The organism is Flavobacterium sp. 245 (assembly GCF_004362055.1).
Classification (GTDB): Bacteria; Bacteroidota; Bacteroidia; order Flavobacteriales; family Flavobacteriaceae; genus Flavobacterium.
This window is the reverse complement of sequence record NZ_SNXB01000001.1, coordinates 37,546-52,615: the sequence shown is the minus strand read 5'-3', so window position 1 is coordinate 52,615 and position 15,070 is coordinate 37,546. Positions and strand designations below refer to the sequence as shown.

At 33.8% G+C, this 15,070-nt stretch carries 6 protein-coding genes; 4 read left to right on the top strand and 2 right to left on the bottom strand.

Going from position 1 to position 15,070, the window contains the following annotated elements:
- Window positions 1-41: 41 nt before the first annotated feature.
- Window positions 42-3,878 (bottom strand): type IX secretion system sortase PorU, encoded by a 3,837-nt coding sequence (gene porU / locus EV145_RS00215; RefSeq protein ID WP_133523245.1) that lies wholly within the window; start codon window positions 3,876-3,878, stop codon window positions 42-44.
- Between the two features lie 212 nt (window positions 3,879-4,090).
- On the opposite strand from porU, the gene gldJ reads away from it, so the two are divergent.
- Entirely contained in the window at window positions 4,091-5,776 is a 1,686-nt protein-coding gene (gene gldJ / locus EV145_RS00210; RefSeq protein WP_133523787.1) for a gliding motility lipoprotein GldJ, read from the top strand.
- A 117-nt stretch (window positions 5,777-5,893) separates the two neighbouring features.
- Window positions 5,894-7,180 (top strand): UDP-N-acetylmuramoyl-tripeptide--D-alanyl-D-alanine ligase, encoded by a 1,287-nt coding sequence (locus tag EV145_RS00205; protein WP_133523244.1) that lies wholly within the window; start codon window positions 5,894-5,896, stop codon window positions 7,178-7,180.
- Window positions 7,181-7,216: 36 nt separating this feature from the next.
- Here EV145_RS00205 and EV145_RS00200 read toward each other — a convergent pair whose 3' ends face one another.
- Window positions 7,217-10,087: a triple tyrosine motif-containing protein gene (locus tag EV145_RS00200; protein ID WP_133523243.1), complete on the bottom strand. Its 2,871-nt coding sequence runs from the start codon at window positions 10,085-10,087 to the stop codon at window positions 7,217-7,219.
- Between the two features lie 345 nt (window positions 10,088-10,432).
- On the opposite strand from EV145_RS00200, the gene EV145_RS00195 reads away from it, so the two are divergent.
- The gene (locus EV145_RS00195; protein WP_133523242.1) at window positions 10,433-13,543 is read left to right on the top strand and encodes a SusC/RagA family TonB-linked outer membrane protein; all 3,111 of its coding nucleotides are present in this window, start codon (window positions 10,433-10,435) and stop codon (window positions 13,541-13,543) included.
- Between the two features lie 14 nt (window positions 13,544-13,557).
- Complete coding sequence (locus EV145_RS00190; RefSeq protein ID WP_133523241.1) at window positions 13,558-15,063, top strand: RagB/SusD family nutrient uptake outer membrane protein; 1,506 nt, start codon at window positions 13,558-13,560, stop codon at window positions 15,061-15,063.
- Window positions 15,064-15,070: the final 7 nt, after the last annotated feature.

Sequence of the window (15,070 nt, the reverse complement as noted above, 5' to 3'; positions counted from 1 at the left end):
TTAGGGAAATAATGGTATTTATGGTACAAATATATATATTATTATAGGATGACAAGCTTTTCGTATTTTTCTGCTTTTTTGTTTGTCAAATTTGATTTGACAGTCAATTTATAAATATAAACTCCTTTACCTATCCGATCACCATAATCGTCTTTTCCGTCCCAGGATATTTCCCTTGACAGAAATCCTTCTGTTGTAATAATTTGGTTTGTTGTCCAGACTACCTTTCCTGTAATAGTCATAACCTGTACCTGAACTTCCAATGGTTCATAAGGTCTATTGTGTGAAAACCAAAATTGTGTGTAAGTTGAAAACGGATTTGGGTAATTAAGAACGTGGGTTAAAGATAATGATTCATCTCCAACAACAATAAATTGTATTTCACTTGTAACAGGGTTGTTGTAAACATCCCATGCGGTAAAAGTTATTGTATGCAGTCCGGCTTTTAAATCTCGAAGCGGAAAGCGTAAATTTCCATTTGTATAATCATCTAATTTTGTCTGATAATAATCATTCAAAATGTATGGATTGCTGACGTCTCCATCTAGTATTGCAACAATATCGTGCCCAATTCCACTTGCGGTATTAATTCCGTTTTCATCTTCCAGAAATGCTAGAAGGAATGGAGAATCATTTGTTATACCGCCCGAAACGAATGTTTCATCGTTCATATATAACTTCACTTTTGGACTAATATTGTCCTGAGGTGCATTTTCGTTTATACCTCCTACTTTTATGGTGGTGTTATATCCAGACTGATTTTCTAATCCTTGATTTTTCTTAGAGTAAAAACTGATTCGGCCATAATCGACAGCGATTCGAATGTCTCTTGGAACAACAAAACTAAATTCGAACTGGCCGTTTGTGACAGTGGCGTTTCCTCTAAAAATAGTTTCGCCTAAAGTTTTAAATGACATTACTGGGCTGAATCCGTCATTATTTAGGGTAGATGCCGTGATTAGTTTGTCAAAAATTGCCGTTGCTAATTCACCATTGTAATTGCTTAAAAGCGTATTGTTTTCATCGGTAATTTCGCCAGAAATCTTAATTTTTGAAAGAGACTTCAAATCTGGAATGGGTTGAGAAATCACAATATCATTTACTTTTGTTAAATTGATTCGGGGTTTTGGAATGGCAAGCATTATTGCTGGATCTCCAATATAAAAAATGACATTGCTAGAAGAACTTGGGTTTTCGTTTTTTGAAATTCTAAGCGCTTCGGCAATGGTTGTATATTGATTCGATCCGTACGAAAGTAAATTTTTGCTCAGGCTGTCGTTGAAATTTTCTGCGTTAAACTGACCAATAGAACGAATTGTAGTTAACATTGAAATTGCACCTCCTTTCGGATTCCAATACGTGTATTCTCCTGCAGTAGGTCGAGTTGGGTCATCAAATCTGGAAAATTCGCAGGTAATTGTAATAAATAAAGGATACTTATATTGATTATTAAGATTTTGTCCGTCTGATTTCTCCCAAATTCGTTCACTTGCTAATCCATCTTCACCGCCGTGTCCGAGATAATTGAAAACTAAAGCGCCTTTTTCAAAAGCATTAAACAAATCGGTTCGAGCTTTAGGGTATCTCGATCCTCCTGCTGAAGCTTCCTGTGTGTAGGAGTCTAAAATGATTTTGTCAATATTGAAAAAAGGTTTTTGCGTAGCAATAACATCTGCTAAAGTATTTTGGCGCGATTGGAGTGTGGCGTCAGAACTTTGGTCAGAATCATCGCTTATTAATACAAAATTGTTTCTCCAGTTTCCGTATGATTTTATATCGTGATATTCCAAAACTTTATTTACCATTTCGCTGGCCTGTGCATTGTCAGAAACAAGCATTCTGCCTGTTGCAATGTCAATTCCGCCAAAAAAATTGGTAATATTTCCTTCATCAGCATCCATTAATCCGTAAAAATCATCAGATGCAAATGAAGCTTCGCCTGTGGTGTTGCTTATTATGGAATGATATATAGGTACAATATTAGTATTATTTGAAATTCTGTCTTTATAATCATATGAAGCATCTCCAAATAAATTTACATACCTAATTCTTTTATCTGGCGAAGATGCGTTTTCGTAAATATATTTGATGCAATTTCTGATGGCGGCAATGTCTTGTTTTCCTGATGAAAATTCCTGATAGATATTTTCTAAAGGAATCACTTTTACATTCAGATTTGAGTAGCTTCGGTGAAAAGCGGCTAATTTTTCGGCCTGCGAAACTAAAGATTTAGGTGAAATAATTACATAATCAATATCCTGAAAGCTGTTTTGAGCATTTTTGAAAAGAGTTCCTTTTAGATTTTGGTTAGTAACCTTTGACTGACTCTCTTTTAGAGGTGTAAAATAATCTGAAGCATCAATGGCAATATATTTTCTGATTTCTCCCAGCGATGCTTTGAAGCTAAAATTGGCTTGATTTGAGTTTTCAACTTTAGAAACATTATAGGTGTCGGTAATATCCCAAATCTGAGATACTCCGGCTGCGTTTCCAATGGTGTAATTTACAATTCCAGGTGTCGAGCCAGCCAAATCATATTGGAACTTGAATTGTTTTCCTATTCCTAATAGTTTTCTTTTTGCGGTTATATTAATGTAATCGAGATATCCTTTTGATCCTGGTACGCCGTTATTATTATAGGTAAGTTTTATTTTAACGCTTTCAGAACCTGTAAAAGTGGTGTTTGCGGGTAATTTGCCAGTATAAAATTTAATATCTGAACTAGAGACGAGTGTGTTGAAATTGATATTTCCAATACTTTGTCCATTTGCGCTTACTGCAAACGAAGTGGGAGTAAAGGCAGCAGAAGCGGCAACAACTTCTATTTTTGCTGGAACTGATGTGTCTAAATTTGGAAAGGCAAAAGTAAATTCCTGTTCTTGATTAATATCAAATGATTCTCCAAACCATTGGCGGCCTAAATGTGCAATATTGGTTTGGTCAATTTCGTGGTATTGATAGTCATCAAACGTGTTCAGTTCTAAAGTAGTACTGCCAGAAGGCTGACCTAAGTTTAAAATTCGTTTTCCATCGCCACCAACAGTTGTGATATAATAATAAGATTTTGAGTCAAATAAATTAAGATTGGTCTGGCTTTCAGAGTTCCAATTCTCAACTCCTTCGGCATAAAACAGGATATAATCTTCATTGTTGAAGATTCCGTCTGTTTCGCCAATAATTTGAATTGCATTTTCTGTTAAATCATTTGGGTAATAAGTGTTGTTGGCTAAAGGAAGCATTCTTCCTCCGTTTCCATATATTTTAATTCTTCGTGGATCTGTTTTGCTAGGATCAAAGCCTAAACTTTGCAAGAAAGATTTTGAAATTTTGTAAACGCCTGATTTTTCGATGTAAAAGCGATACCAATCTCCAGATGCTAAAACAGAATTAGATATGATGTTGGTTTTTTGAGACGAAAAAGTGCTGCTATTTTTTGATGTTGTCCCGATTGAAGAATACGAAAAAGATTTGATTCGTTTAAAGCTATTTCCTTCTCGGATAATTGGTGAAAGCGATAGAAAAATTTGCCTTTGACCTCTCGAAGAAGTCGTTTTTAACGTTTCATTTGGTTTTTCAGGAATGTTTTCTGTGGTTAAATCACCAAGATCATTAACTGAAATTGCTTCATAAATAATATTCGATAATTGAATTGAAGTGTTTGCCGTGTAGTTCGATTCGCTTACATTAAGGAGCAGTGTTATGTTTTTTTTAGTAGTATCATACCGAAAGCTGTTTCCAGAAAAATAAGGAATTGTAGTTTTGAAATCGCCAAAACTCATTTCTTTTTTGCCTTGCCAATCTATCGTTAAGCTCCCATTTACCTGAGAAAAAGTAAGAATGGGAATTAAAAAAAAATATAAAATCAAGGCTTGTTTCATAGGTTGAGAAAACGAAATTATTTACAAAATATTTTAGTAAGTAAAAATATAGTATTTAATGTTATAGTAATAATAAAAAGTATATTTTTGCGTTCGTAACTATAGGTTATTTTCTGGTAAAAAACAGCTAAATAAAATTATTAGAACAGATGTTGCTAATTAAATGTTAATTATTATATTGCAACACCTAAATTTATCACCTAAGAATGAGTATGAAAGTAAACAAAATTGTAGTCTTGCAATTAATGATGTCAATGGTATTGATGTTGGGCACGGCTAGTTGTAGCAAAAAATCGAGTTCCTCTCACGCTTCTCGAGCGACAGGATGGGATGTAGATAGTCAGAATGGAACGGCTGCTAGAAATGCAGGGAAAAAACAACAGGCTGGTCCTGGTTTAGTTTTTGTTGAAGGAGGTACATTTACTATGGGTAAAGTACAGGATGATGTTATGCACGATTGGAATAACACGCCAACTCAACAACACGTTCAGTCATTCTATATGGATGAAACCGAAGTTACGAATGGTATGTACTTAGAATACCTTGAGTGGTTGAAAAAAGTTTTCCCTCCAACAGAAGAAAATTACAAAAACATTTATGAAGGAGCGTCTCCTGATACATTGGTATGGAGAAATCGTTTAGGATATAACGAAACGATGACTAATAACTACTTAAGACATCCTTCTTATGCTGAATACCCTGTAGTTGGTGTAAACTGGATTCAGGCTGTTGAATTCAGCAAATGGAGAACAGACCGTGTAAACGAAGCTGTTTTAGAAAAAGACGGATACATCAAAAAAGGTGCTAAAACCCAAGATGTAAGCGCTGAAAGTTTATTTAATACTGAGGCTTACTTAGCTTCTCCATCTACATCTTACGGAGGTAATGAAGAAATTGTATTAAAGAAAAACCCTAGCGGAAGAAGACCTAAAGCAGGAAAAGATGGAGTAGTTCCAGAAGAGAAAAATGTATATGCACAACGTTCTTCAGGAGTTATTTTGCCAGAATACAGACTTCCAACTGAAGCAGAATGGGAGTATGCGGCAGCTGCTGATGTTGGACAAAGAGAGTACAATATTTACAAAGGACAAAAGAAATATCCTTGGTCTGGAGATTATACTCGTTCATCTAAACGTAAAAACAGAGGCGATCAATTAGCTAACTTTAAACAAGGAAACGGTGATTACGGTGGAATTGCAGGTTGGTCTGATGACGGAGCTGATATTACTAATAAAGTAAAAAGCTATGCAGCAAACGATTTTGGATTGTATGACATGGCTGGTAACGTTGCAGAATGGGTAGCCGATGTTTACAGACCTATTATCGATAACGAAGCAAACGACTTCAACTACTTTAGAGGTAACCTTTATGCTAAAAATAAAATTGGCAAAGATGGTAAAATCGAAATCGTTTCAACTTCTAACATTAAATATGATACTTTAAGCAACGGTAAAGTTGTAGCAAGAAATCTTCCAGGAGAAATTGCTCAGGTTCCAGTTGATGAACAAGAGACTTATTTGAGACAAAACTTTAGCACAAGCAATAATATCAACTATAGAGATGGTGATAAACAATCTTCTAGATATTTTGACTTCGGTGATTCAGAGTCAGGTCCTAAAGCTGATCAGGCAATGTACAACTCTCCTAAACATAATGTTACTACTGACAGTTTAGGAACAATGATCAGAAAATATGACAACTCAAGTAAACGTACTACTTTAATCGATGATAAAGTAAGAGTTTATAAAGGAGGTTCTTGGAGAGACAGAGCTTACTGGTTAGATCCAGCTCAAAGAAGATATTTCCCTCAAGATATGGCAACTGATTACATTGGTTTCAGATGTGCAATGTCTAGAGTAGGTTCTAAATCTGAAAAAAGAAAATCACCAAGGAATTAAGATTTAGAAATTCCAATATAAAAAATTCCAAATTCCAAAAGCTGTATATTCAGTTTGGAATTTGGAATTTTTTTGTTGTTTTTTTTCTACTTTTATCATCTATTAAAAAATATATAAATGAATATTCAAGACATTCATAATCTTTTTTTGCAGTGCAAATCGCTTTCAATTGATACAAGAAAAATTGAAAACGAGTCTATGTTTTTTGCTATTAAAGGAGAAAATTTTGACGCGAATACCTTTGCAGAAGAAGCATTGAAATTAGGTGCATTATTTGTTGTTATAGACAATGAATCCTACTTTGTAGACGAAAGGACTATTCTGGTTCAAAATAGTTTAGAAACATTGCAGGAATTGGCTAAGTTTCATCGATCTTATTTAAAATTGCCTATTGTGGCATTAACGGGAAGCAATGGAAAAACGACAACTAAAGAGCTTATCAATGTTGTTCTTTCCAAGAAATACAAAACAAAGGCTACTGTTGGAAATTTAAACAACCATATTGGTGTGCCTTTGACTTTGCTTTCTTTTACTAAGGAAACGGAAGTGGGGATCGTAGAAATGGGCGCCAATCATAAAAAAGAAATTGAATTTTTATGTGAAATTGCGCAGCCAGATTATGGTTATATAACCAATTTTGGAAAAGCACATTTGGAGGGTTTTGGAGGTGTTGAAGGTGTGATTCAAGGCAAAAGTGAAATGTATCAATATTTGGCAAAAAACGATAAAACTGCTTTTGTAAATCTTGACGATCCAATTCAGATTGAAAAATCTGCTGGAATAAAATCATTTACTTTCGGATTAAATAATAAAGAGGCCGATCTAAATATCAAAAAGATCGAAGCAAATCCTTTTGTTGTGATCGATTATGAAAATTTTAGTGTTGAATCGCATTTGATTGGCTTATACAATTCAAATAACATAAATGCCGCAGTTTCTATTGGCCATTATTTTAAAGTGGCTGACGAGGCAGTTAAAGAAGCAATTGAGAATTACATTCCAGAAAACAATAGATCTCAATTATTAAAAAAAGGTTCCAATCAAATTATCTTAGATGCTTATAATGCTAATCCTAGTAGTATGGCTGTGGCAATCGCTAACTTTCTACAATTAGATAATCAGAATAAAATAATGATTTTGGGAGATATGTTTGAATTAGGAGCAGAAAGTCCTAAAGAGCATAAAATTATTGTAGAATCTTTATCAAATCAAAGCGAATCACTTTGTTATTTGATAGGGAAAATGTTTTATGAGAACAAGATTTCGAATGATAGACTTCAGTTTTTTGAAACATTTGATGATTTTTCAGTTTACTTAAAAACGCTTCATTTTAAAGATAATACAATTTTGATAAAAGGTTCCAGAGGAATGGCTTTGGAACGAACATTGGAATATATCTCATAAAAGAAAGCCATTCGCAACAACGAATGGCTTTTTTATTTAGATACTCATTAAGAATCCAATTAGATTTTCCTTTTTATTAAGTCCAAGTTTTTTTCTCAGACGATATCGGGCTAATTCAACTCCGCCTGTTGAAATATTCATAATTTCTGCAATTTCTTTTGTAGACATATTCATTAATAAATAAGTCGACAAATCAAGTTCGCGTGGTGAAATAGTTGGGTATTTTTCTTTTAGTCGTTTTAAGAATTCAAAATGAACATTTTTGATGTGTTTTTCTAAGTCTTTCCAGCTTTTATCTGTGTTTACTTCTTTTACAATACTTTTGTTAAGCTTGCTGACTTGAAATTTCGTTGAATCATCAAGTGCTTCAACATCAATCTCTTTTAATTTGTGAATAATCCCGTTCAAGATTTTGTTTTTCTTTACAACCTGCAAAGAGTTGTTTACTAGTTCTTTGTCTTTTGCTAAGATTTTGATTTGAAGTTTATCATTCTTCAGTTTTTCAATTTCTTTTTCAAGATCATATTGTTCTTGTCTAATTCTTGATTCTTTTTCAAGATACAATCTTCTTTGTTCGATTGTTTCATAATATTTGTTTTTTCTGATCTTCATTTTTATTCGATCAGAAATCACATAAATAGCAATAATGATTAAAATAAAGTAAATCATTAATGCCAAGAAATGTCGGTACCAAGGCGGAGAAACAGTAAATGATATTGTCGACGGTTCAGATTGAATCCCGTAACTGTTTCTTACTTTTACTTTCATGGTATATTCTCCCTCGCGAAGGTTGGTATATTCTTTTATGGAAATAGTTGACCAATTGCTCCATTTGTCGTCAAAAGGTTCTAATTGGTAGGAGAATTCAACATTTTCTAAATTTTCATATGTTGGAGATGAAAATGTGAAACGCACGTGATTTGAAGAGTATGGAATTCGGATGTTTTCAATTTTATTCTGGTTATTTCCTAATATAATGGTGTCGCCAGGAAATGAAAAACTTCGAATAAAAGCTTTTGGTTTGGTAACAAAATTATTTAGCAATTCCGGATCATAATGCGCTAATCCGTCCGTTAATCCAATAAAAATATTGTTTGAATCAATGGTATTAACAGATAAATAACTGCTCACTAAATTACCAGTCAAATTTGAAAACGGCGCAACAATATTAGTATAGTAATTGTTTTTTTTCATCAAAACGCCAAGAGATTCGTCAAAGGCATACCATAAATTTGACTGAGAATCTTGAGTTAAACTATTTATAATTGGAATATTTTTGAACAATTTAGACATGTTTTTGTCTTCATAAAACAAATCTTGTTCTTTAGAATATTTGTAAAAATGATTATTTGTCTGGAAATATAATTGATGGTCAATTTTTTGAATACTACCTATGTTTTTGAATTGTGGCGTAATTTGATCAATTTTTTTGATTGAGGAGAATCTTGTCAAATCATTGCTAAGAGACATTCGGTAGATGGATTCATCTTTTTTAAGCCATAAATAAGAATCATCAAGCTCAAAACTATTTGACGATTTATCAAAGCCAATCACTTGGCTTTTATGTACTAAGCCATTCGCTGTTTTCTGAAAAATGGCAAAACCGTCATAATTCGAACCAATAAAATATCCAGGATGATTTGGAATACTTTTAAAACCAAAATATCCTTTAGAATCAATTGTATTGGTAACTCTTCCTCCTGAAATAACCAACGCTCCTCGGTTGTTGGAACAAATAAGTTGGTTGTCAATTATTTGAACGTTCCACGATTGTGCCGTTGTTCCTTCAACAAGCTTAAAAGTATCTTCTTTGAAGCTATTATTCCATGCATGATAAAATACACCTTGATTCGTTGCTACATAAAGGTTTCCTTGGTGAACCACTGATGCATAAACAGTACTAATGTCATAGCTGAAGCCAAAGTAAGTAAACGGAGATCCTTCGTTTACGAATGCAATACCATTGTCGAGACCAAGCCAAAGATTGTTTTTGTTGTCTATAAAAGATGTTAAAACGGTATTGTTTTGCAAGCCTTTCTTTCGATTTAAATGCTGAATTATTTTTCCATTATAATCGCATATTGCAATTCCGTCCAAAACAGAATTTAAAACAATAAAGTTGTTGTTTATTGTAACACCGCCTAGTGAGTTGTTTTTTTTGACAAAATTATTTGCTTCAGTATTCCAAGGTTTTACAGTATTGTTTTCATATATAAACAAGCCCTTTTCAAGTGTTATTACTAAGATTTTGCCTTTTGTTAAGCTGTACATGGCCCAAATCTCAGTATTGTTAAAGCTTGTAGTGTTGGGTAGTGAATATAGCTTACCGTTTTTATATTCTAATATTCCTTTTTCAATATCCTGAAAATAAAGTTTATTATTTACAACGAAAGAAAACTGAAATCGTTTAGGAGCTTTTAAAATTGTCAGTTTATTGTTTTTAAAGATATATGCTCTTGCGAAAGATTGAAAAATGGTCTGATTTCCGATGTTGTGAATCTTCCAGATAAAGTCGATTATCTTGATTTTATTTTTATCTACCTGTTTAGATAATGATGTGTATTGTAGTCTTCCTTTTTCGTTTGGTTTGAAATATCCAAACTCATTATAACCGCCCACAAAAATTTTCCCATCATCAGCAATTTTTAAACATCGTACAGAAGTTAAATTAGGAAGCGGATATTTTCTCCAAGAAGAACCGTCAAACTGTAAAAGACCGTTATTGTTTGCGAAATAAAGGTTTCCGTTCTTATCCTGTCCAATATTCCAGTTTTGAGTTCCTCCTTTATATTCATTTCGTCTGTAATTTCTTACATCAGGTAGGCCAATGTTTTTAACTTGGCCAAAAAAACTGATTGTGAATAATGTAAAAAAAGTAATAATAAAATATGATTTTCTCAATTTCATAAAAATTTTTGGAATTTTAAAATTTTACACGTTAAATGTCTTATTTGTAGTGTTTTATAAAGTAAACATCGCTACTATCTCGTTGTAGAAAGCTATTTTATTGATAAAAATAAGCAATCTTGTACAACTGTAGTGTTTATTTTTATAATTAACATTTTGATAACATCTTAAATTTTAATTTCAATTTATTGAAAATCAATTATTTGAAAAAAAAATGATGTGTTTTTGTAATGTATAAAAAATTGACTTGATGTGTTTTTGTAGTGAATTTTACTTGCTAATAGTAAAAAAATAACATTATTATTGCATCAAATTACTAATTAATTAACCAAAATTTTTAGAAAAATGAAATTAACAAAATTACTTATTTTTTGTATTTCATCTCTGTTATTCTCGGTTATAGCTGTGGCTCAGGATGTCACGGTAAACGGAATAATAAATGATGAGAGTGGAATGCCAGTTCCTGGTGCAACTATTGTATTAAAAGGTACAAAAAAGTCTACTGCATCAGACTTTGATGGAAAATTCCAGATTCAAGTACCGTCAAATGGTGTTTTGACAGTTACTTTTATTGGTTACAGCACAATTAGCGAAGCTGTAAACGGAAGGACAAAAATTAATTTTCAATTAAAACCAGAATCACAGTCATTAAATGAGGTTGTGGTTGTTGGATACGGTACTCAAAAGAAATCAGTAGTTACTGGAGCAATTTCTAGTGTTAAAGCTGCAGATTTAGAGAAAGTACCAAACGGGCGCGTTGAACAGTCTTTACAAGGTAGAGTTGCAGGGGTTTCTGTTGCTTCTACTTCTGGACAGCCAGGTTCAGCTTCGAAGGTACGTATTAGAGGTATAACTACTTTTAGAGAAGGTGGAAATGATCCTCTATGGGTTATTGATGGTATTGCAGTAGATGCTGGTGCAATTGGTTTCATCAATCAAAGTGATATCGAATCTATTGAGGTTCTTAAAGATGCTGCTTCGGCTGCGATTTATGGAACTCGTGCTGCAACTGGAGTTATCTTGGTTACTACTAAAAAAGGTAAATCAGGTAAAATTTCTGTAAACTATAATGGATTTGCAGGTGTTTCTGCTCCAGCTAAAGTATTAAATATGCTTAATGCTACTCAGTATGGTGCAATTATGAATGAAAAATCTTTAGCTGATGGTGGTCCTATTAAATATGCAAATCCGTCTGCTTTAGGTAAAGGTACTGATTGGCAAGATGCAATTTTCAATAAATCAGCTTTCAGATACACGCACGAATTAAGCTTCAGCGGTGGTGGTGAAAAATCTACTTTTTATGCTTCTTTCGGAATCCAAGATCAAGAAGGTATTGTTACAACTGATATTTCTAACTATACAAAGAAAAATTTCCGTTTAAACTCAACTCATAAAATTTCGGAGTATTTTACTTTCGGACAAACTTTTGGATATACACACCAAAAATCTGCTTCACTTGGAAACACAAATAGTGAGTTTGGAGGACCTTTAAGTTCTGCAATCAACTTAGATCCTATTACTCCATTAGTTGAAACAGACCCTGCTATTACTAATACAGGTTTTTATACAAATCCAAATGTTGTTAGAGACGCAAATGGAAACCCTTACGGAATCTCTACTTTAGTTCAGCAAGAGATGAGCAACCCATTGGCTTATACTCAAACAAGATTAGGTGGCTATAACTGGTCTGATGATTTTGTTGGAAACGCTTACTTAGAGGCTAACATTACATCTCATTTAAAATTTAGAACTACACTTGGTGGTAAATTAGCTTACTGGGGAAGTCAGGCATTTACTCCTGTTTTCTTCTTGAATCCAAACGTTAAAGCGGATAGAAACAATTTCAATCAGAATAATGAGAAATCATTTGCTTGGACTCTTGAAAACATTTTGACTTATTCTAATAAATTTGGTGATCATACTGTAAATGTATTAGCTGGACAAGGTGCTTATGTTGAAAATATTGGTACTACTGTTAATACTACAATGTTTGGTCTTCCAATAACAAGCTACAGAGATGCTTCTTGGAACTTCGATATTCCACAGACTGATAGATCGACATCAACAAGTGATAAAACTGAGCACAAATTGGCTTCATTATTCTTGCGTGCTAACTACGATTTTCAAGAGAAATACCTTTTCACTGGAATCGTTCGTCGTGATGGATCAACTCGTTTTGGTGAAAACAAAAAATTCGGAGTTTTCCCTTCATTCTCTTTAGGATGGGTTATTTCTAAAGAAGGATTCTGGAAAGAAAATAATGTGGTTAATACATTAAAATTACGTGGAGGTTACGGAGTTGTTGGTAACGATAACATCGATGATTTCAAATATAGAGCTTTAGTTGTTGGAGGTTATAACTATGCAGTTGGAAACACTGGTAATATTACAACTGGTTACGGAAACTCTACTTTGCCAAATGCTGATTTAGGTTGGGAAGAAACTGCACAAACAACAATTGGTCTTGATGCAAAACTTTTCAATGATTTCACACTTACTGCAGATTACTACAAAAAAACAACTACAGGAATCTTAAGAAATGTTGTTATCCCTGGATATGTAGGAGTTGTTGACGCTCCTTCTGCAAACATTGCAGATATGAATAACAGCGGTTTTGAGATTGAATTAGGTTACAAGAAAAGACTTGGTGACTTTAACTTAGGAGTTAATGGTAACGTTGCTTACTTAAAAAATGAAATCACTTATGTAGGTTCATCTACAAACTACATTGTTGGTGATGCTTCTTTCCAGTCTATGGGACCTGTAACAAGAACTCAAGTAGGACACTCTTTCAATGAATTCTATGGTTACAAAACTGCTGGAATTTTCCAAAATGAAGGCGAAGTTGCAGCTTACAAAAACGCATCAGGTGGTTTAATCCAACCAAATGCTAGACCTGGAGATTTCCGTTGGGTAGATTCAAATGGTGACGGAGCTATTTCTGATGATGATAAACAATTCTTAGGAACTAACTTGCCTAAATATACTTTTGGTCTTACTGTGAACTTAGATTACAAAAACTTTGATTTCATGGCATTTGCTCAAGGATCTGCAGGAAGTAAAATTTTCCAAGGTTTAAGAAGACTTGATATCTTGAATGCAAACTACCAGACTAAAGCTTTAGAGCGTTGGGTTGGTGAAGGAACTTCAAATGATTATCCAAGATTAAGTAATAATGATCCAAATAAAAACTTCACTAACATGTCTGATTTTTATTTAGAAAATGGTAATTACTTACGTTTAAAAATTGTTCAACTTGGATACACAATGCCAGGTAGTATATCTTCTAAAATTGGTGCTGATAAAGTTCGTTTCTACCTAACAGGAGAAAACTTAGTCACTTTCACGAAATATACTGGATATGACCCAGAAATTGGAGGTCAGGTTTATGGAGTAGATAAAGGAGTTTATCCACAAGCTAGATCGATTCTGTTTGGTGCAAACATTCAATTTTAAAAAATTAAAGAATTATGAAAACTAAAAATTTTAAATACATATATATTGCATTGGCAATGGCAGCTTTAGGATCTTGTTCTGAAGATTTCGTAACCATTGACCCGCAAGGAAAATTCGATACTAGTACTTACTTTTCTAATGAATCAGAGTGTTATGCCGCTTTGATTGGAACCTATGATCCAATTAGAAAAAATACTGGTGGTTTTGAAAACTTAGTAGCAATGCTAAATGCTGGATCTGATGATTTCTATGCTGGTGGAGGAGGTCCTACAGATGGAACTGGAATTCAAAATTTCTCTACACACTCGCTTAGCTCTATACTTATTCCGGGAAGTTTTTGGAGTGATCATTACCAAGGTGTTTCTAGAGCAAACATTTTGATTGAAAAAATTCCAGCTGCCACTATGGATGCTAATAAGAAAACGAGATTTATTGCAGAAGCAAAAACACTTCGTGCTCTTTACTACTTCAATTTGGTAAGATTGTTTAAAAATATTCCTTTAATCTTGGAGCCTTTGAACACTGGTACTATTTACAGCCCAGAACAAGCTACGCCAGAAGCAGTTTACGCACAAATCGAAAAAGATTTGCTTGAAGCAATTCCTGCTTTGCCAAATACGGTTGATGTAGCAACTGAAGGTGGAAGATTTAATAAAGGTGCTGCACAAGCATTACTAGGAAAAGTATATTTATTTGAAGGTAAAAAAGCTGATGCAGCTGCAGTTTTGGCTCAAGTAAATGGAACTCCAGGACAGACAAATCAATACGGAAATAAATTGCTTGCTAAATTCAGTGATTTATGGGTAGTGGCTAACAAATTCAATGCAGAGTCTTTAATTGAAGTATCTCACTCTAGTGCAGGTAACTCAAACTGGGATTTCTGGGGTTCTGGAAGAGATGAAGGAAACTCATTAAACGTTATGGTTGGACCTAGAGGTTATTCTAAAAAAGGATCTAACGCGCCAGATCTTCCAGCAGGATGGAGTTTTAGTGTTCCTACTCAAAAATTGTACGATTTCATGAAAAACGATCCACGTTTTGCAGCTACAATTCTTGACGTAAAAGCACTTAAAACTGCAGGTGAAGCTGACTATATCGGAGGTTACCAAGACACAGGTTATTTCTTGAACAAATTCCTTCCAAGAACAGCTGATGTTCGTACAGGTGGAGGTGCTGCGGAGTTAAACTACAAACAAGATTCTTACATCATCAGACTTGCTGATACTTACTTAATGGAGGCAGAAGCATTAGGTTCTGGGCCTAGAGCGCAAGCATTGCTTGATGCAGTTAGAGCTAGAGTTGGTTTGGCATCTGTTCCTGTAACTTTAGACGCTATCAAAGCTGAAAGAAGAATGGAATTAGCTGGTGAAGGACATAGATTTTTTGATTTAGTAAGATGGGGAGATGCAGCTGCTGCATTATCTGACAGAGGTTTCAATGCTGGTACAGATGAAATTTTCCCAATACCATACACTGAACTTAATGGTACTAAATTGAAACAAAATCCTAACTATCAATAGTAGAATT

Bases quoted from the DNA above. Each gene is read 5' to 3' on its own strand.
- porU (WP_133523245.1), bottom strand. From the start codon at position 3,878: ATGAAACAAGCCTTGATTTTATATTTTTTTTTAATTCCCATTCTTACT.
- gldJ (WP_133523787.1), top strand. From the start codon at position 4,091: ATGAAAGTAAACAAAATTGTAGTCTTGCAATTAATGATGTCAATGGTA.
- EV145_RS00205 (WP_133523244.1), top strand. From the start codon at position 5,894: ATGAATATTCAAGACATTCATAATCTTTTTTTGCAGTGCAAATCGCTT.
- EV145_RS00200 (WP_133523243.1), bottom strand. From the start codon at position 10,087: ATGAAATTGAGAAAATCATATTTTATTATTACTTTTTTTACATTATTC.
- EV145_RS00195 (WP_133523242.1), top strand. From the start codon at position 10,433: ATGAAATTAACAAAATTACTTATTTTTTGTATTTCATCTCTGTTATTC.
- EV145_RS00190 (WP_133523241.1), top strand. From the start codon at position 13,558: ATGAAAACTAAAAATTTTAAATACATATATATTGCATTGGCAATGGCA.